The following is an 18672-nucleotide window of genomic DNA, read 5'->3' as shown; positions in this document are numbered from 1 at the left end:
ATAGCCCGCCTCGTCCCAGAGTACGATTCGAGGAAAGGCGGTGCGATGAATCAGGCTGTAATAGAGCGTACGACGTCCGTGGCGGCTGCGGACCATCACATGGTCACCAGCAGGCGCTGGGGTGTTGGCTTGAGCCGGCGTAGCGGGAAGCGTCCGACCTCCTGCGTCATCGTCTTCACTGGCCGGCCCGTTATATGGAGGATGATTGAACGGGCCCATTGGCGTTGCCTCTACACTCTATGATAGTGCAGAAGCAAACATCAGACCATTTCCATAACCTTTTGTAATTCATAGGTTAGTGGCTATGGCCACGCCATGTGTTTGTTCTGGTTTGTTAACGCTGATTAACAATTTCAGCCTGTTCAATGGCGTTCGCTGGATTCGCGAATGGCATATTTCTCAATCAGTCGGTACAGCGTCACCCGGGAGACGCCCAGCAGTTTGGCAGCGTTCGATATGTTGTGCCGGGTATGGTGCAACGAGCATTTCACCGCCAGTTCCTCGGCTTTGGAGCGCGCTTCGTCCAGTGTCATCACCTTGCCATTGGTGACCGCTTCGCCCAGGCCCAGGTCGTGGGGGGTAATCAACCGGTTCTCGCTCATCACCAGGGCCCGCCTGATCCGGTTAATCATCTCGCGGATATTGCCGGGCCAGTTGTATTGCGCCATCGACTGCAACGCCTGGTTGGTAAAGCCCTTGGTGCGGGTGCCGTACTCGCGGGCGAACTTGTGGAAGAAGTAGCGCGCCAGCAGTTCGATATCCTGATCACGCTGCGCCAATGGCGGCATATCCACCGACAGTACGTTGAGCCGGTAGTAGAGGTCTTCACGGAAGCGGCCCCGTTCCACCGCCTGTTCGAGGTTAACGTGGGTGGCGGCGATCACCCGGGCGTCGATCTCCAGGCTCTCGTTACTGCCCAGCCGTTCGATGGTGCTCTCCTCGAGAAAGCGCAGCAGGTACACCTGCAGGTCGAGTGGCAGGTCACCGATCTCATCCAGGAAGATGGTGCCATGCTGGGCGGCTTCGATGCGGCCGATCTTGCGTTTGAACGCGCCGGTGAAGGCGCCTTTCTCATGGCCGAACAGCTCGGCATGGATCAGCGTGTCGGGCAGGGCGCCGCAGTTGACTGCCACGAACGGATACTCACGACGTTCGGAGCGCTGGTGTATCGCCCGCGCCACCATCTCCTTACCCGTACCGGTATCGCCGCGGATCAGCACCGGTGCATCGACACCGGCAATTTTGCGGACCTGCTGGAACACCCGGGTGATCGGCTGACTGGCGCCGACCATCTGGTTCTCCTCCACCATCAACGGCATGCCCTGCGTTTCGTCGCGCAGCATCGAAATGCCGTAGGCATGGCCCAGCGCCGCCTTCAGGTAGGATGAGGCATCGCTCATTAGAGGCAGCGTGAAGTAGTCGTAAAAGTGTTCGTAGATCATGCGGCGGAACGACTGGTCGGATAGATCCTCAGATTTGGTCAGCGCAATCCAGGCGGTGCCTTCGTCACCCTCGTAAAACAGGCTGTCCAGTTCGTTCAGTTGATTGCTGGAAGGATTAACCACCCGTGCCAGCCCGACATGGTAGTGGTAGTTGTTCATACGTGCACAGGCCAGGGGGCAGGAGGTGACCCGCTCTATCTCCCAATCGGGGAACTTCAGATTGACGTCGGTATCTTCGCCGTCGTCGGAGAGGTCTAGAAATAATGCCCGGCGTGCTTGCATTCCCTCGCTATGGAACTCAGCAGGAGTATTCATAACGAAATGCCCGTGTTAATGATGTATTACAGCTCAGTTCATCTTGTGAATAAGCCTAGTTCATGACATGACGGGTTTTGTTGAAAATCGTGCAACTACTCGCGGGATTGCATGCGTTCATTGCACGTCTCTGTATCCATTAGTTAACAGGTGGCCTGAATTGGAACGTTTTTGTTAACAGGTTGGTGCTTAAGCTGTCGTTGGGCGGACTGTTTCATTTGAGAGGCAAAGCGTAAAGCCGCCAACTATATTTACAGCACGCCCAACAGGGGGTGCGTTATGTACAGCAACTACTTCGGATTATCGGAACCGCCGTTTGCGATCGCGCCCGATCCGCGTTACCTCTATCTTAGCGACCAGCACCGTGAGGCGCTGGCCCACTTGCTGTATGGGATAGACAGCAATGGCGGCTTTATCCTGCTGACCGGCGAGGTGGGTACCGGCAAGACCACGGTCTGTCGCTGTCTGCTGGATCAACTGCCGGAGCACACTAATGTCGCCTTCATCCTGAACCCGAAATACAGCGTGCAGGAGTTGCTGGAAGCGATCTGCGATGAGCTGGATATCCGGGCGGTGGGCGAAAAGGACAGTATCAAGGGCTACATCGATGCGTTGAACCGTTATCTGCTCGCCGCGCATACAAGGGGCGAGAAAACCGTGTTGATCATCGACGAGGCACAGAATTTGTCGGTCGATGTGCTGGAACAGATACGCCTGTTGACCAACCTGGAGACCGACTCGCACAAATTGCTGCAGATCATTCTGATCGGTCAGCCGGAGCTGTTGGACAAGCTTTCCCGACCGGAACTGCGCCAGCTGAACCAGCGCATTACCGCTCGATTCCACCTCGATGCGCTCAGCAAGGAGGAGTTGCACGCCTATATTCAGCACCGCTTGTCCGTGGCCGGCATGGAGGGCGAGCTGTTTACCGCAGCCACCCGCGAAAAGTTGTACAAGTTGAGTGGCGGCGTGCCTCGCCTGGTTAACGTACTGTGCGACCGGGCACTGCTGGGAGCCTATGTAAAGCGGGACACCTGCGTCGATCTGAAGACCCTGAAAAAGGCTGCCGAAGAGGTGATGGGGCAGCCAGGCGGTACTGCCAAACCGCGGGATTATCGGCCGGTTTTACTATTGTGCCTGTTGCTGGTGGCCATCGGTTGGCTGTTCACGCCGCAATTTCGTGAGCTGATCGGTCCGCAACCTGCGGCCTTACCGGATGACAACGCCAGTGGTAACACAATCGTTACAGCGCCCGAAGCGGCAGAACCAACAGGGGAGCCTGCAGGCAGTCCCGGTGTGGCCAACGCCACGACAGCGGTAATCCCACCGCAAACAACGCAAATAACACAAACAGCGCCACAAGGCGAACAGCTTGATCAGTCGGTGGTCGATGAAGACCTTTCCGGCCGCTTCTCCAACCCCGCCACCTGGCAGTGGGAGCAGGGGACCGATCTCAGCTTGACCCAGGTGATGGCGTTTCAGTCGTTGTTCAACCGCTGGGGGCTGCAGTATGACCCGGTCAGCCAGCCGGTATTGTGCACCTTTGCCCGCCAGCACGGGCTCGGCTGTCTGGCACAGAACACCACCTTCGATGAGTTCATCAAGCTGAACCGGCCGGCGGTAATGAAGCTGTTCAACGCCCAGGGACAGGAGTTCTACGCCACACTGTTGGAGATCGACGGCGAGGTGGCCAAGGTCAGCGTCGCCAACGAACTGCGTGAAGTCCGACTGGAGGAGCTGAAACTCTGGCAGGTCAACCAATACCTGCTGCTGTGGAAGCCGCCGCCGGGCTACCGTGCTCCGCTGCAACCCGGCACCACTGACGATATGGTGATCTGGCTGGATCGTCAGCTGGCCGTACTTCAGGGGCGCGACCCACGTTCCTGGCGCCGGCGTACCTATGACAATGCACTGGTGCGTCAGGTCAAGCGATTCCAATCCAGCAATAACCTGATGATCGACGGGGTGTTCGGGCCTCGCACCGCTATTCTGTTGAACAGCCAGACCGATAATACGGTGCCGAGGCTCGATGGGATGCCAAGGGGGTAGCTCGTGTCCTTTATCCTTGATGCTCTGAAACGGTCGGAACGGGAACGCCATCGGGGCGACATCCCGACCCTCGATAGCCAACATACGGAGCTGCACCAGCCGGATAATAGCCGAAACTGGCTACGCTACTGGCCGGTGATCGCGCTGCTGGCGGCTATCGGCGCGATACTCTGGCTGGTGGTTAGGACGGGAACGTCACCATTTGCACCAGTCGCAGCGGTGACTCCAGCCAAGGCACCGATGGTTGATACCGATAATAAACCGCGTCAGCAGCAACCGCTGCCGGTAAAGGTAGCGGACCCGCCACTGCGCAACGATAGCTGGCTGCTCAGCGTGCCGTCCGATATAGAAAAGATGAAAGGGGTCAAGATTCAACTCGGCGAGGTGGATCGAGAGGCTCCGTTGCCCGGGCCAACAGCGAAAACGACGCCTGTGGTTCGCAAAACCGCGCCTGCAAGCCAGCAGCTTGCCAGTACGGCTACCGCCGCGTCGGCAACGTCGGCAACGCAGGCCGATACAGCCAAACCTGCAGCACTGCCACAGGCAGACCCGACCACCCGCGCGGCAGTAACTAACGACCGTTATCGGGGGCTTCCCAATATGCGCCAGCTGAGCCCGGCGGAGCAGCGTAAAATCCCCGCCGTTACCTTCACCGTCCATGTCTATGACAAGGACCCCGCCAATCGCATGGTGCGGATGGAAGGCACTACCTATCGCGAGGGGATGCAGTTGAAGCCGGGCTTGCGGCTGGTGGAGATCACCCCGGACGGGGTTGTACTTAACAACCAGGGCACCAAATTCTGGCGTAATATATTACGTTGACATTCCGTCATATCTACTTGATATAATTGCAATTATATCTGCAATAGCCTGTTTTCTTTCCAGCGCGACCTCCATCCGAAATAGGTATCTCAGGCGGTTTGTTCAGACAGGACCGTGGCGGCTTTCCCATTGCCGGGGGCGTGATACTCACCGGCAATGTCCTCTATTATCAATTATTCGACCGTTTCTGTTCTTGTCGACTCCTGGCGCTGACCATAAGAATAAGTGGATACCCGAATCCGGATCGGCGCGGCTGCCATCCGGGTACTCCGTTGAAATCCAGGTGAGAATAATGAAAACAAGAATCCTCGACGCTGCCGACAATGCCCATCAATACCCGTTGCTGATTAAAAGCCTGTTGCTGTCCGGTTCGCGCAACGAACCGGACCGCGAGATCGTTTACGGCGATCGCACCCGCTACAGTTACCACACCCTGCAGCAACGGATCCGCCGGCTGGCCAACGTACTGACCAACGCCGGGATTGGCGCCGGTGATACCGTGGCGGTCATGGACTGGGACAGCCACCGTTACCTTGAAGCCTATTTTGCCGTGCCGATGATCGGTGCCGTGCTGCACCATGTGAACGTGCGGCTCAGCCCCGAGCAGATCGCCTACACTATGAACCACGCCGAAGACCACCTGGTGCTGGTGCACGATGACTTCGTCGCGGTGACGGAGCACCTGGCGGATCAACTGCCGACGGTACGCGGCTATATCCAGCTGACCGACCAGGAGCAGCCGGTATCGACCACGCTGAATAGCCTCGGTGAATACGAAGCGCTGCTGGATGGCGCCACCGACCACTACGATTTCCCTGATTTCGACGAAAACTCGATCGCCACCACCTTCTACACCACCGGTACCACCGGCAATCCGAAAGGGGTCTACTTCAGTCACCGCCAGCTGGTGCTGCACACCCTGAACATGATCGCCAGCCTGGCGGCCTATGAAGGTCAGCCGTTGCTGCGTTCGGATGACGTCTATATGCCGATGACGCCGATGTTCCATGTCCATGCCTGGGGCGTGCCCTATGCCGCCACCATGCTGGGGGTGAAGCAGGTCTATCCGGGGCGTTACGAGCCCAACAAGCTGGTGAAACTGTACCGCGACGAAGGGGTTACCTTCTCGCACGGGGTACCGGCGGTACTGCAGATGATCCTCAACTGCGACGAAGCTACCGATACCGATCTGGGCAACTGGAAGATGCTGACCGGCGGCAGCGCGCCGACGCTGGGTCTGGCGCAGCAGATGGCCGAGCGGGGCGTGCAGTTCTTCACCGCCTACGGGATGTCGGAAACCTGCCCGCTGCTGACCACCACCTATCTTCGCCAGCCGCAACGCGACCTGCCGATGGCCGAGCAGATGCCGCACCGGATCAAGACTGGCCTGCCGGTTGGGATGGTCGATCTGCGCATCGTCGACCCGGCGGGCAACGAGGTGGCGCATGACGGCGAAGCGATGGGCGAAGTGGTGGTTCGCGCGCCCTGGCTGACCCAGGGCTACTACAAGGAGCCGGAGAAGGGCGCCGAGCTGTGGCAGGACGGCTGGCTGCATACCGGTGACGTCGGCTCGATCGGCCCGGACGGCAACCTGGTGATCAAGGACCGGATCAAGGACGTGATCAAGACCGGCGGAGAATGGATCTCCTCACTGGCGCTGGAGAGCCTGATCAGCCAGCACCCGGCGGTGGTCGAGGTGGCGGTCGTCGGCATTCCGGATGAGCGCTGGGACGAGCGCCCCTATGCGATGGTTGTCGCGGCCGCTGACAGCGAGCTGGACGCCGCCACCATTCAGCAACACCTGCAGCAGTTCGTCGACAACGGCACCATCAACAAATGGGCGGTGCCGCAGCAGATTGCTATCGTCGGCGAGATTCCCAAGACCAGTGTCGGCAAGATCAATAAGAAACTGATCCGCACGCAAGTCACCGGCTAAGTACCCAGGCCGATTCGACCGCCCGCTTATGAATAAAAATAGCGGGCGGCTTACCATCTTCTGATAAGGCTCCCGTATGAACGCGATCATTAGCGCATTTCCCGATGTTCCCGCCACCGGCGATCTGCAACAGGTGGCGCCGGGCGTGCTCTGGCTGAAGATGCCGCTGCCGTTCGCACTGGACCACATCAATCTCTACCTGATAGATGACTGTGACGGCTGGGTTGCGGTCGATAGCGGCCTGGCCGGTGAGGACAGCCGCAATATCTGGCGGCAGATCCTGTCGCGGCCGCTGCTGCTGGGCAAGCCACTGAAACAGCTGATCGTCACCCATTTTCACCCGGACCACCTCGGCGGTGCCGGCTGGCTTTGCCAACACTTTAATCTGCCGCTGGCGATCACCGGGCCGGAATACGAGACCGCGGCGGCGTTTTTACGCGATGCCGGGCAAGCTGGTGATTACCGTTTACAGCGGCTGCTGGATTATTTCCATGGCCTGGGGATGAGTGACGAGATCGCCCAACGGATCATCAATGCCACCGACAGCATGGCGCGGGCCTATGACCCGCTGCCCGGCCAGTACCAACAACTGGAGCAGGGCACCTTGATGAAGATCGGCGGTCGCGATTGGCAGGTCTCCGTTGCCGACGGCCACTCGCCTGCCCACGCCACCCTCTACTGCGCCGAATTGAACCTGCTGATATCCGGCGATCAGGTGTTGCCACGGATCAGCTCCAACGTCAGCGTGCGGATCGAAGCACCGCAGGCCAACCCTTTGCGCTGTTGGCTCAAGGCGCTGGAGAGGTTGCACCAGTTGCCGGATGACACCCTGGTTCTGCCGGCCCATGACCAGCCGTTTTACGGTCTGCATCGGCGGCTCGACCAGCTGACCGAAGAGCATCGACAGATGCTGGAGCTGGTCGAGCAGAGCTGTCGGCAGCCTAAAACCGTAATGGAGCTGCTGCCGATCATGTATTCCCGCAAGTTGGGGGACTTCGATCTGCTGCTGGCCAGCGGCGAATGCCTGGCGCACCTGCATTACCTGATTGAACAGCAGCTCATCGTCCGCCAGGTCCGTACAGACGGTGTTGTGATCTACCTCCGGGTCAGCCGGTAACGCGGACAGCCCCAAAAGCTGGCACGGTCGATGCTTAATCCCTGTTGATAGTGAAAAATCGGTTAGAAAAGGCGGTTTTTCGTCGATTCTGACCGTTTTTTTGCCGTTCGAATATCAGCCATCGGCAGGCGATTGCCGCCATGGAAACAGGGAGGTACCACCTTGATCATCAACCAAACCACTGCATCAACGCCGTTTTCGTCCAATACGGCACGAACCCAGGCAACTCCATCGGCGAACGGTCAGACAAACACAGTAGCCTCCACCCAGGCAGTGGAGACCGAGAGCCAGGAAAAAAAGACGGATTATGCCGCGCTGCTGGCACTGATGATTGAAAACGTGCACAACTTCCGGCCGGCGGATGAGACCGAGGAGGAGAAGACTCAAGAGGAGCTGGAAGCGGAGCTGCGAAAACTGGGCGATTCGGATGACTCGGAGCAAGACCAGTCTTCGGTGGGCGAGATACCGGCTCGCTTTCGAGCCTTGCTGAGCGATCAGGACTTGTCGCCGGCGGATATAGAGGAGCGCCTGCGGATGATGAAACTGCCGGACGAGCTGTCCGACGACGAGCTGGCGGCAGCAGATTCTGATGAGCAGCAGCAGGAACGGGTCGATCAGCAGATCGAACAGAATATCGATAACCGCCTGGCCAACAGTCAGGATGCAGAGTTGAGCACAATGATCAGCAGCCAGCCGCCGCAAACGACCAGCCTGCTGCAACAGATCGAGCAGAGCCGGCAAAGCCTGCTGGGCGATCCGATCGAACCCTATGAGCGTTAAGCTGGGCGTGCTGCCCGACGGGAGAGTGTCCTCAGCTATAGGCTTGGCTTTTTCGACGTTCGTGGCCTGTCGCCCTCGGAGCGGGCTGCTACGACGCGTAGCAGCGGGCTCCGACCGCGACGGGGTTCCGTAACGATGCTAAAAAACTTACAGCAGGCCGGCGAACTCCAACGCCGCCTTGACGTTTGCCTTGCCGGCTTCGGACATCGGTACGATCGGCAGGCGGGCATCTTCGTTGCACAGACCCAGCAGGGAAGCGGCATATTTCACACCAGCCGGGCTCGGCTCGGCAAACAGCGCCTTGTGCAGCGGCGCCAGTCGGTCGTGAATCTCCAATGCCTGGGCGTAATTACCGGACTGACAGGCCTCCTGCATCTGGGCGCAGAGTGCCGGTGCCACGTTGGCGGTCACCGAGATGCAACCATGGCCGCCGGACGCGTTGTAGGCCACCGCCGTCATATCCTCGCCGGACAGGAAGCTGAATTCGCCGTCGATCGCCATCCGCTCCAGGCTGATCCGCGCCAGGTCACCGGTTGCGTCCTTGACACCCACTACCCGCGGCAGTTCTGCCAACCGTGCCATGGTGGCCGGCTGTACATCGACCACCGCCCGCGGCGGAATGTTGTAGATGATCACCGGAATCTCGATGGCATCGTGGATCATTTTGAACTGCTGATACAGGCCTTCCTGGTTCGGACGGTTGTAGTAGCCCGCCACGCTGAGGATCGCGTCGGCGCCGGCGTCCTGGGCATGGCGGGAATATTCCACCGCCTCGGCCGGGTTGTTGGAGCCGGCACCGGCAACAACCGGTACCCGGCCCGCGGTTTCCTCGACCACGATCTCGATCACCCGCTTGTGTTCTGTCTCGCTCAGGGTCGGCGATTCGCCTGTGGTGCCGACCGGCACCAGTCCGTGGGTACCGCTCTCGATCTGCCAGTTCACCATCTTGCGCAGCGCCGCCTCATCCACGGCACCATCACGGAAGGGGGTAATCAGGGCGACATAAGAACCGCGAAACATAGGGCATCTCCTTGGAAACAAGTATCAAAAAACCCGGTGGCGTGTTGCGCGACCGGGTTTCTGGTATCTATTGTGAACTGGCCTGTCAGGCCACCACACACCACCGAGCCGCAGGGGATACCCCCGGTTTATCGCTCTTTCGTTTAAGGTGTTGGCGGACAGTGAACACGGTCAGTCACTCGAAATTCAGTTTAAGGTTCGTACGCTGGCCTGAGCGGGAATGCGAATCACATCAGCCCGGCTTACGATACGCTATGGTCGTGCACTTTATCGAACTTTATACAGTCGAACAACACTTTTAAGAATTTAATTTTATTTAAATAGGCGAAACGAAATAATATTTGGCAATTTCATCTTTGCCTTGCAGGAAGCCGTTGTAGGGTGGGCACGTTTTTTGTGCCCACGCGGCTCTGCCTATTTCTCCACCGTTGTGATCCTTAGCGCGCCGGTCAGCGTTTTGTGCACCGGGCAGCGATCGGCGATCTGCAGCAACCGCTGGCGCTGCTCGTCGGTTAGTTCGCCGCGCAGTCTGACCTGGCGTTCGAGCAGCTCCAGCCGCTGCTGTTCATCCTCGCAGTGCTCGCAATCCTCGTTGTAGTGACGGGCGTGGCGCAACTCCACGCTGACATCCTCCAACGGCAGTTTCTTATGGTTGGCGTACATCCGGATGGTCATCGAGGTGCAGGCGCCCAGCGCCGCCAGCAGATGCTCGTAGGGATCGGGCCCCAGGTTCAGGCCGCCCACCTGGGTCGGTTCGTCCGCCAGCCAGAAGTGGCTGTCGCTGAACACGTTGCGGGTGAACTGGTGGTTACGCTCCTCGACACGCACATGGCCGGTATGCAGCTCGTTCTGTTGCGGTCGGCTGAAGCTGTAGTCCGGCAGGTAGCGACTGGCCCAGGCGGCGATGCAGCCGGCGACGTACTCGGAATCCGCCTTATCGGTCAGCAGGTGGTCGGCGGAATCCAGGCTGATAAAGCTTTTCGGATGCTTGGCCGCCTGGTAGATCGCCTGGGCTTCATTGATCGACACCACCGTATCCACGGGCGAGTGCATCACCAACAGGGCCTTTTTCAGCGCCGCCAGCCGGCTGCTGTCGTGGGCGGCGATATCGTCCAGAAACTGCTTCTTGATGGTGAAGGGCCGGCCTGCCAGCATCACCTGCGCTTCGCCCTCCGCTTCGATCCGCTTGATATCGCAGCCGAACTGCTTGGCGACATGGCCGGCGTTGGCCGGCGCGCCAATGGTGGCCACAGCGACCGCCTCCGGCACCTGAAACGCCGCCTGCAATGCAGCCGCGCCACCGAGACTATGGCCGATCAGCAGCGCCGGTGCCTGGTAGCGCTGACGGAGAAAATCGGCGGCGGCAACCAGATCCTGCACGTTGGAGGAGAAATTGGTGTTGGCGAAATCGCCGTCGCTGTTGCCCAGCCCGGTAAAGTCGAAGCGCATGACGGCGATCCCCTGGGCCACCAGCGCGCGGGCGATTCGTGAAGCCGCCGCGATATCCTTGCCGCAGGTAAAGCAGTGCGCGAACAGTGCATAGCCGCGGATCTCGTGCGCCGGCGATTCCAGCAGGCCGGCCAGCCTGTTGTCGCCATTGTCGAATTCCACTCTGAGTCTGGCTGTCATCGGGAGGCCCCTCGAATTGGCAGGAATGATGGTCTTTCGACTATAGCAAAGCGGACGCGGTTCGCCGGACCGCCGACCGCCAGCCACAGGCGTTACACTGTAGGTAGTGCTGCTGTGCAATAGATGAAAGAAACGCCGGCGATGAAGATTCAGTTACTATCCGACCTGCATATCGAGTTCTTTGGCGACGCGGTGGAGCGGTTTCATATCGAGCCCACCGACGCCGAGCTGATCGTACTGGCCGGTGATATCGGAGTCGGCACCGACGGCATGCAGTGGGCGATCGAGCAGGCGGAACGCCTCGGTCGGCCGATCCTTTACGTGCCGGGCAACCACGAATACTACTTTCAGGATCTGCCAACCAACCGCCGAGCACTGCGGGAGTTGAGCGCCGATAGCCCGGTCCAGCTGCTGGATGACGACCAATGGATCAGCCAAGGCGTACGCTTCCTGGGCTGCACCCTGTGGACCGATTACCGCGCGACCCGGCAGCGCAAGAAATCGCTGGATGCCGCCCGCCGGATGATGAACGACCACCGGCTGATCGTGAACGGCGAGCGGGTGTTCAGCCCGGAAGACGCGGAGCAACTCCACCAGCGGTCGCTGGCCTGGCTGAAAGATCGGCTTGGCGAGCCGTTCGCCGGCAGAACGGTGGTGATCAGCCACCATGGCCCCAGTCCGCTGGCCCAGCATCCCGGCTTCCCGATGCACGCCATCACCGGTGCCTTCTGGAGCGATCTGGAGTACCTGATGGGGGCGCCGATCGATCTCTGGCTGTTCGGCCACACCCATATGTGTCTGGATGAAACTATCAACGGTACCCGGCTGGTCAGCAACCAGCAGGGGTACCGACGCGGCCTGGACCAGCCCTGGGAGGTAAGGGAGTACGATCCCGGTTTTGTATTGGAGCTTTGAATAACTCCCCCTCGCATCGCCCCATGCTGTCGCGTACTATCGGCATTGGCACCACAACTAGTGCGGTAACCCTATGACTAGTAAGGAAAAACGCCCCGTTTTATACTCTTTCCGCCGCTGTCCGTATGCGATCCGTGCGCGGCTGGCGATCGCCTATGCCGGCATCCCGGTGGAGCTGCGCGAAGTCGTTCTGAAGGACAAGCCCGCCGAGCTTTTGGCCGCGTCGGCGAAGGGCACCGTGCCGGTGCTGGTATTGCCGGAGGGACGGGTGATCGACGAGAGCCGCGATATCATGCGCTGGGCATTGCAGCAGGCGGACCCGGACGGCTGGCTGTTCTGCGACGATAACGATTGGGTTTGGGAGATGGAGGGGCTGATTCAGGAGAACGACTTCGTGTTCAAGCAGCATCTCGATCGCTACAAGTACGCCGACCGTTATCCCGAACGGCCGATGGAGTACCACCGTGAGCAATGTGAAGTGACCCTGCGCAAGCTGGAGACCCACCTGGAGCGCAATGGCGGATATCTGGTTTGCCGCCGGCCCACGCTGGCCGATATGGCTATCTTTCCGTTCATCCGCCAGTTCGCCCATGTCGACCGCACCTGGTTTGCCCAGAGCCCCTATCCGAAGTTGCAGCACTGGCTCGACAACCTGCTGGCATCAGAGCTGTTCAGGGCGGTGATGGATAAGTACCCGCGGTGGCAGCCCGGCCAGCCGGGCGTGGTTTTCGCTCAAACGGAGTAGGACGGAGAATTGTCGCTACCGCCATCGACACCATTGCAGCAACGGCTGCGGCGCGCTGCTATGATGGCGTCCCCGTAGTCTGATCAAGGCCGATCTGTAATGTCTCTCTCCCTGAAAGCCGACTGGCTTTATCGCCTGCTCGGTGCCAACTGGCGCCAGTTGTGCCTGTCCGAGCAAGAGTTGATCGTCGACCAGCAGCCCGCACTGCCGCTGACCGATCTCTGCGCCCGGCCGGTGGTCGAGCCCGGTATGCTGTCGGCCACACTGCGGCTCAGCCTGGCAGGAGGGCAGCAGCTCAGGATATGTGCATTGCCGAAAGTGCAGGCGCAAGCACTGGCGGATCGACTCGACAGCCAGCGTTACAAGCTGCTGGCCCCCTTGATCAACGGTCAGGCAAAGGCGCTGCAGCACGCACTGCGACAGCCCGGCTATCTGCGCCAGGACCGGTTCCTAAAACTGCAGCAACGGGCTCGCCAGGCGGCCGCCCGTTTCGGCGAGTTGCCACCGGCCGAGCGGTTCGACGAGCACTTCCGGCAACCGTTCGAATGGTTGCGGGTGCTGGCCGAGGCGGATAACGGCCTGCTGGAACGCCACCAACAACGGTTCATCGCGGCTGAAACAGCCTGTTTTGCAGAATTCTTCGACAACGTGGAAGCCAATCCGTTGACCGAGCGCCAGCGGGCCGCCTGCGTGATCGACGAGCGCAACAACCTGGTGCTGGCCGGCGCGGGTACCGGCAAGACCAGCACCCTGGTCGGCCGTGCCGGCTATCTGATTAAAAGCAGCAAAGTCCAGCCAAATCAAATTCTTATGCTGGCTTTTGCCAGTAAAGCTGCAGACGAGATGCGCCAGCGGCTGGCGGGCAAGCTGGGGGCGGATAGCGAAGGGTTGGCGGTCTATACCTTTCACGCCCTCGGCCGGCAGATCATCGCCCAGGTGGAGGGCGCTCAGCCGGATATGACGCTGATGGCGGAGGACGCCGGGCTACGCCGCCACTATGTCGACCAGTGCTTCAACCATCTGCTGCAACAGGATGAGGGCTACAAGCGCAAGGCGCTGCGTTACTTCGCCCGCTACCTTTATCCGGCCGCCAACCCATTCGATTTCAATACCGAAGGTGACTACCTGAACTTTCTGGTCGAGAACGAGATCGTCACCCTGAAGGGTGAACAGGTGCGCGGCTACCAGGAGTGCCTGATCGCCAACTTCCTGTTCCGCAACGGCATCGAATACCAGTACGAAGCTCGCTATCGTATCGATACCCGCACGCCTCAGCACCGCGCCTATCATCCCGACTTCTACCTGCCGGAGTTCGACCTCTATATCGAACACTTCGGCATCGACCGGCAGGGCAATACCGCCCCCTGGATCGATCCGACAGAGTATCAGGCCGCCATCGACTGGAAACGTGCCAGCCATGCCCGGCACGGCACGACGCTGATCGAAAGTTTCCATTACCAGTGGCTGGACGGCAGCTTGCTCTCCACCCTTGAAAAGAACCTCAAGCGGGCGGGTGTCCAGTTCCGGCCGCTGCCGGGCAAGGCGGTGCTGGATACCCTGCGCGAGTTCGGTGCGGTCAGCCGGATGTCGGAGCTGCTGCACGCGATGCTCGGCCGCGCCAAGGCGGGCAACTATGACCATTCAGCATTCCAGCAGCTGGTGCGGGAGGCGGACGAGCCGGACTATCTGCAGGCGGCGATCGACCTGCTGGAGCCGATCCTGGATCACTACCAGCGGCTGCTGCAGGACAACCGCCAGATCGACTTCGACGATATGATCAACCGGGCGATCGACCATGTGCGTAGCGGCCGCTTCCGCTCGCCCTGGCGGCAGATCATGGTCGACGAGTTCCAGGATATTTCGCGGCCACGGGCCGAGCTGATCAAGGCACTGAAAGAGCAGGGCGACGGCGCCACGCTGTTCTGCGTCGGCGACGACTGGCAGTCGATCTACCGCTTCACCGGCAGCGACCTGTCGCTGACCACCGGCTTCGCCGAGTTCTTCGGCCCGAGCGCGGTTACCGCGCTGGACAAGACCTACCGTTTCAACAACCGGATCTGCGAGCTGGCCTCGGCCTTCGTGATGCGCAACCCGGCCCAGGTACGCAAGCAACTGGACACCCATCTCAAGGTCGAGCATCCGGCGGTGTCGCTGCTGCGCTGCGGTTACGGCGCCAAGGATGCCGACAAACCGTTGCGCCAGGTGCTGACCCGGCTGAGCGAGATCGCCGAGCCGGACAGCTCGGTGCTGCTGCTGGCCCGCTACAGCTTTAGCCTGCCCGATGCCGACCGGTTGGCGGCGCTGCGCCGCGAGTTCCCGGGTCTGCGGATCGGCCGATTGACCATCCATGCCAGCAAGGGGCGCGAAGCCGATTACGTGGTGGTACTGGATATGGTCAGCGGTCAGTACGGTTTTCCGACCGAAAAGCAGACCCATCCGCTACTGGAAGCGATGCTGCCGGCGCCGGAGCCTTACGCCCATGCCGAGGAGCGCCGGCTGTTCTATGTCGCACTGACCCGTGCCCGTCACCGGGTCTACCTGGTCAGCGATATGAGCCGAGCCTCCGCATTCGTCAAGGAATTGATCGAGCAGGAGTATCCGCTGGTGACTGACGAGTTCGACACCGCTTTGGCGCAGCAACTCTATCAGCTGATCGGCTGTCCGCGCTGCCAGAGCGGCACTCTGCAGGAGAAGCAGGGTCAGTACGGCCGCTTCTACGGCTGCTCGCTCTATCCGCGCTGCGACCACAGCGAGCCGGGTTGTCCGAGCTGCCAGGCACCGATGCAACGGCAGCACGGCATCCGCCGCTGCCTGAACCCGCAGTGCGGTGACTGGCAGCCTAGCTGCCCACAGTGTGAGGCCCCGATGATCCGCCGGTCTGGAAAAAACGGCGAGTTCTGGGGCTGCAGCCGCTACCGGGGAGATCAATCAGATAGTTGTAAAGGCACCCGGCCACTGGATTCAGTGGCGCCATCGGACAACTCCGAAGCTGCATAGTCGGGCGGACTGTGCCTCACTAAATAGCAGCCACTGTTCCTATCCGCTGGTTCGAAACTTGCGACTGGTTCGATCGATACAGGGAGTTGCCGGAAAACACATGACAAATCGTCAGTTTCCGGCAACAAAACGGTAATGGCTTGCCGCTGGCGGCAACTGCATGCCGGGCAGGCTGAACTAGAGGATTGGATATGACATTCAGCTCCGCACTTTATCGTACCCCCAGCCAGACGCCGCTGGAGATGTACGATGCGGCGATCAATGCCAAGCAAAAGGGCGAGCAGGGCTCGGTTTCAAGCGAGGTGTTCGGCAACCTGATCGAGATGATGATCAGCAACGCCAAGGAGATGCGCGAGGCCGACGAGCTGGAATCGCAACGCCAGAGCAGCGACGCCAGCTCGGAATATCGCAAGGAGAGCAAGGAATACAAGGAACTTGAGAAGTACAACCACGAAAGCGAGATGAAATCGCTGGCGGTGCAGCAGGAGATGCTGCAGGCAACAATTCAGCACAACGATTTCAGCCCCGGCGTTACCAGCAGCAACAATGAAGGGGCCGGCAACGGCGGTGTGCTGGTCGAGCAGCACAGCGCTCGCGCGAAAGCGGCGCTGACGCCTGCCGGCTTCAGTTTCGGAGAAATTGACAGCTCCACCAACGGCCGGCTGGACAGCCGGTCCGGGCAGAATGTCGCCGGCGGTATGGTAGCCTACATTGAACAGAGCCAGCAGATGGCTGCCGGAAACAGTAGCAACAGCGTCGATCCCAGCCGGCTGGCCAGCAAGGGCCGCTAAATCGCCGAGCTCCCCCTGAATGCCGGTAAAGCAATTTATCGGCATTGTTTTTTAACCTTATGATTATATTGTCTTTTTAATGCAGAAAAGGGCTGGCCTTTCGTTTGCCATTGGCGCTACGCTTTAATCCTTCGGTTTCATCTCAGATCACCCCTCCACCCGACAGCGGTGGATAAATCCGCTAGAATCCTTTGTCCTACCTATTAACTGGGTTATTTTGGTTGTTTCGATAACCGTATTCTTCGGGCAATCAGCGGCCATAAGCAAGCAAACGCCCAGATTAAAAAAACAGTTCAAAAAACAGATCAAAAGAAGTAGCCAGCCCTATGGACAGCCAGACCCATGCCAGCGCGCTCGACACGCTCCGCTTCGATAACCGCTTTACCCGCGAGCTGCCGGCCGACCCGATCGACGACAACTACTGCCGCCAGGTCACCGGTGCCTGCTTTTCCCGGGTGCAGCCACGCTCCGTAATCAAGCCACAACTGGTGGCCTTTGCACGCGAGGTGGCCGCTCAGCTGGGGCTGTCCGAAGAGGCCTGCCGTTCAGAAGCATTCGCCGAAGTGTTTGTCGGTAACCGGCTGCTGGACGGGATGGAGCCGTTCGCGATGTGCTACGGTGGCCACCAGTTCGGCAACTGGGCCGGCCAGTTGGGCGACGGTCGGGCGATCAATCTGGGCGAGGTGCTCAACGCTCAGGGCGAACGCTATACGTTGCAACTGAAGGGCGCCGGTCCGACACCCTATGCCCGGCAGGCCGATGGCCTGGCGGTACTGCGCTCATCGGTGCGGGAATTTCTCTGCAGCGAGGCGATGCACCACCTGGGCGTACCGACCACCCGGGCGCTGAGCCTGGTGTTGACCGGCGAGCAGGTCAGCCGCGATATGTTCTACGACGGCCATCCAAAGCTGGAACCGGGTGCGGTGGTGTGCCGGGTGGCACCGTCGTTCCTGCGCTTCGGCAGTTTCCAGATCCTGTCCGCCCGGCGGGATCACACGCTGCTCAAACAGCTGCTGGATTACTGCATCCGCACCGATTTCCCCGAACTTGGCGAGCCCTCGCCCGAGGTCTACGCCGCTTGGTTCGAGGAGGTCTGCCGCCGCACCGCCGAGATGATCGTCCACTGGATGCGGGTCGGCTTCGTGCACGGGGTAATGAATACCGACAATATGTCGGTGCTCGGGCTGACTATCGATTACGGCCCCTACGGCTGGCTGGAGGATTTCGACCCGGACTGGACGCCCAACACCACCGATGCGCACCAGCGCCGCTACCGTTACGGTCAGCAGCCGCAGATCGCGATGTGGAATCTGGTGCAGCTGGCCAACGCCATCTACCCGCTGCTGGAGCATACCGAGCCGTTCCAGCGCGGTCTGGACGCCTACGCCGACACCTACGAGCGGGCTAATACCCGGATGCTGGCACACAAGCTGGGGTTGCAGGACTACCAGGCCGACAGCGACGACGGTCTGACCACCGAACTGCTGGTGATACTGCAGCTGGTCGAAACCGATATGACGCTGTTTTACCGCTGCCTGGCCGAGGTGGAGCTGGCGAAAGCGACTGACAGCAATATCAGCGATACGGAATTGATGGAACCGCTGATGGAGGCTTACTACCGTCCATCCGAACTAACTGATGACTACCGCCAGCGGCTGCGCGGCTGGCTGTCGCAGTACGCGGCACGGGCCGCCAGCGACCCGCTGGATGATAACGCCCGCCGTCAGTTGATGAACCGCACCAATCCGAAATACGTGCTACGCAACTACCTGGCCCAGCTGGCGATCGACCAGGCGGAGCAGGGTGAGTTCTCGATGATCGAGGAATTGCTGGAGGTATTGCGCCACCCTTACGACGACCAGCCCGGCATGGAAAAGTACGCCGAAAAGCGGCCGGACTGGGCCCGCACCAAGCCTGGCTGTTCGATGCTGTCCTGTAGTTCTTAATATCGCAGGGGCGCGGCTTTCGAAATCCACGGCCTGTCGCCCTCTGAGCGGGCTGCTTGTATCTCTCGTTGATGGGTGATTAGCTACCGCCCATCGCAAGGAGCCGGTGAGCCAGGCGGGCTGCGAAGTCGAAAAGACTGCCCTGTAGATGAGGCCCCGGCTCCTATT

The 18672-nt window shown here is 60.1% G+C and carries 13 protein-coding genes; 10 read left to right on the top strand and 3 right to left on the bottom strand.

Translation table 11 applies throughout. The features are described 5' to 3' along the window. Positions 1–362 precede the first annotated feature (362 nt). Positions 363–1757, bottom strand: a complete 1395-nt coding sequence (locus K6T12_RS16895) for a sigma-54 dependent transcriptional regulator (protein ID WP_255611834.1) — start codon at positions 1755–1757, stop codon at positions 363–365. Between the two features lie 279 nt (positions 1758–2036). Here K6T12_RS16895 and K6T12_RS16890 point away from each other — a divergent pair, with 279 nt between their 5' ends. From K6T12_RS16890 to K6T12_RS16870, 5 genes are all read left to right on the top strand, one after another. Next, positions 2037–3806, top strand: coding sequence for an ExeA family protein (locus K6T12_RS16890; protein WP_222224049.1), 1770 nt, complete (start codon positions 2037–2039; stop codon positions 3804–3806). A 3-nt stretch (positions 3807–3809) separates the two neighbouring features. Next, a complete protein-coding gene (locus K6T12_RS21790; RefSeq protein ID WP_222224048.1) occupies positions 3810–4628 on the top strand; it encodes a general secretion pathway protein GspB in 819 nt (272 codons plus the stop codon). Between the two features lie 292 nt (positions 4629–4920). Continuing rightward, complete coding sequence (locus tag K6T12_RS16880; protein WP_222224047.1) at positions 4921–6564, top strand: fatty acid--CoA ligase; 1644 nt, start codon at positions 4921–4923, stop codon at positions 6562–6564. Positions 6565–6640: 76 nt separating this feature from the next. Then, a complete protein-coding gene (locus tag K6T12_RS16875; RefSeq protein ID WP_222224046.1) occupies positions 6641–7681 on the top strand; it encodes an MBL fold metallo-hydrolase in 1041 nt (346 codons plus the stop codon). A 162-nt stretch (positions 7682–7843) separates the two neighbouring features. Next, positions 7844–8461: a hypothetical protein gene (locus K6T12_RS16870; RefSeq protein WP_222224045.1), complete on the top strand. Its 618-nt coding sequence runs from the start codon at positions 7844–7846 to the stop codon at positions 8459–8461. Between the two features lie 147 nt (positions 8462–8608). Here K6T12_RS16870 and dapA read toward each other — a convergent pair whose 3' ends face one another. Together dapA and K6T12_RS16860 are read right to left on the bottom strand one after the other, a co-directional pair. Further along, on the bottom strand, positions 8609–9481 hold the full coding sequence (gene dapA / locus K6T12_RS16865; protein ID WP_222224044.1) for a 4-hydroxy-tetrahydrodipicolinate synthase: 873 nt from the start codon (positions 9479–9481) through the stop codon (positions 8609–8611). Positions 9482–9895: 414 nt separating this feature from the next. Continuing rightward, a complete protein-coding gene (locus K6T12_RS16860) occupies positions 9896–11110 on the bottom strand; it encodes a bifunctional alpha/beta hydrolase/OsmC family protein (RefSeq protein ID WP_222224043.1) in 1215 nt (404 codons plus the stop codon). A 141-nt stretch (positions 11111–11251) separates the two neighbouring features. Here K6T12_RS16860 and K6T12_RS16855 point away from each other — a divergent pair, with 141 nt between their 5' ends. The 5 genes from K6T12_RS16855 to K6T12_RS16835 all read left to right on the top strand — a co-directional run bounded on the left by K6T12_RS16855 (position 11252) and on the right by K6T12_RS16835 (position 18504). Beyond that, positions 11252–12025, top strand: coding sequence for a metallophosphoesterase (locus K6T12_RS16855; RefSeq protein WP_222224042.1), 774 nt, complete (start codon positions 11252–11254; stop codon positions 12023–12025). Positions 12026–12098: 73 nt separating this feature from the next. Next, the gene (locus tag K6T12_RS16850) at positions 12099–12770 is read left to right on the top strand and encodes a glutathione S-transferase (protein WP_222224041.1); all 672 of its coding nucleotides are present in this window, start codon (positions 12099–12101) and stop codon (positions 12768–12770) included. Between the two features lie 99 nt (positions 12771–12869). After that, positions 12870–15767 carry a UvrD-helicase domain-containing protein gene (locus tag K6T12_RS16845; RefSeq protein ID WP_222224040.1) on the top strand — a complete coding sequence of 966 codons (2898 nt, stop codon included), beginning with the start codon at positions 12870–12872 and terminating at the stop codon, positions 15765–15767. A 191-nt stretch (positions 15768–15958) separates the two neighbouring features. Next, positions 15959–16558: a hypothetical protein gene (locus tag K6T12_RS16840; RefSeq protein ID WP_222224039.1), complete on the top strand. Its 600-nt coding sequence runs from the start codon at positions 15959–15961 to the stop codon at positions 16556–16558. A 326-nt stretch (positions 16559–16884) separates the two neighbouring features. Continuing rightward, on the top strand, positions 16885–18504 hold the full coding sequence (locus K6T12_RS16835; RefSeq protein ID WP_222224038.1) for a protein adenylyltransferase SelO: 1620 nt from the start codon (positions 16885–16887) through the stop codon (positions 18502–18504). Positions 18505–18672: the final 168 nt, after the last annotated feature.

Origin of the sequence: Marinobacterium arenosum (assembly GCF_019795155.1) — a bacterium.
Classification (GTDB): Bacteria; Pseudomonadota; Gammaproteobacteria; order Pseudomonadales; family Balneatricaceae; genus Marinobacterium_C; species Marinobacterium_C arenosum.
Note: the sequence above shows the minus strand (reverse complement) of the source record. Positions and strands in the feature narration are given on the sequence as shown.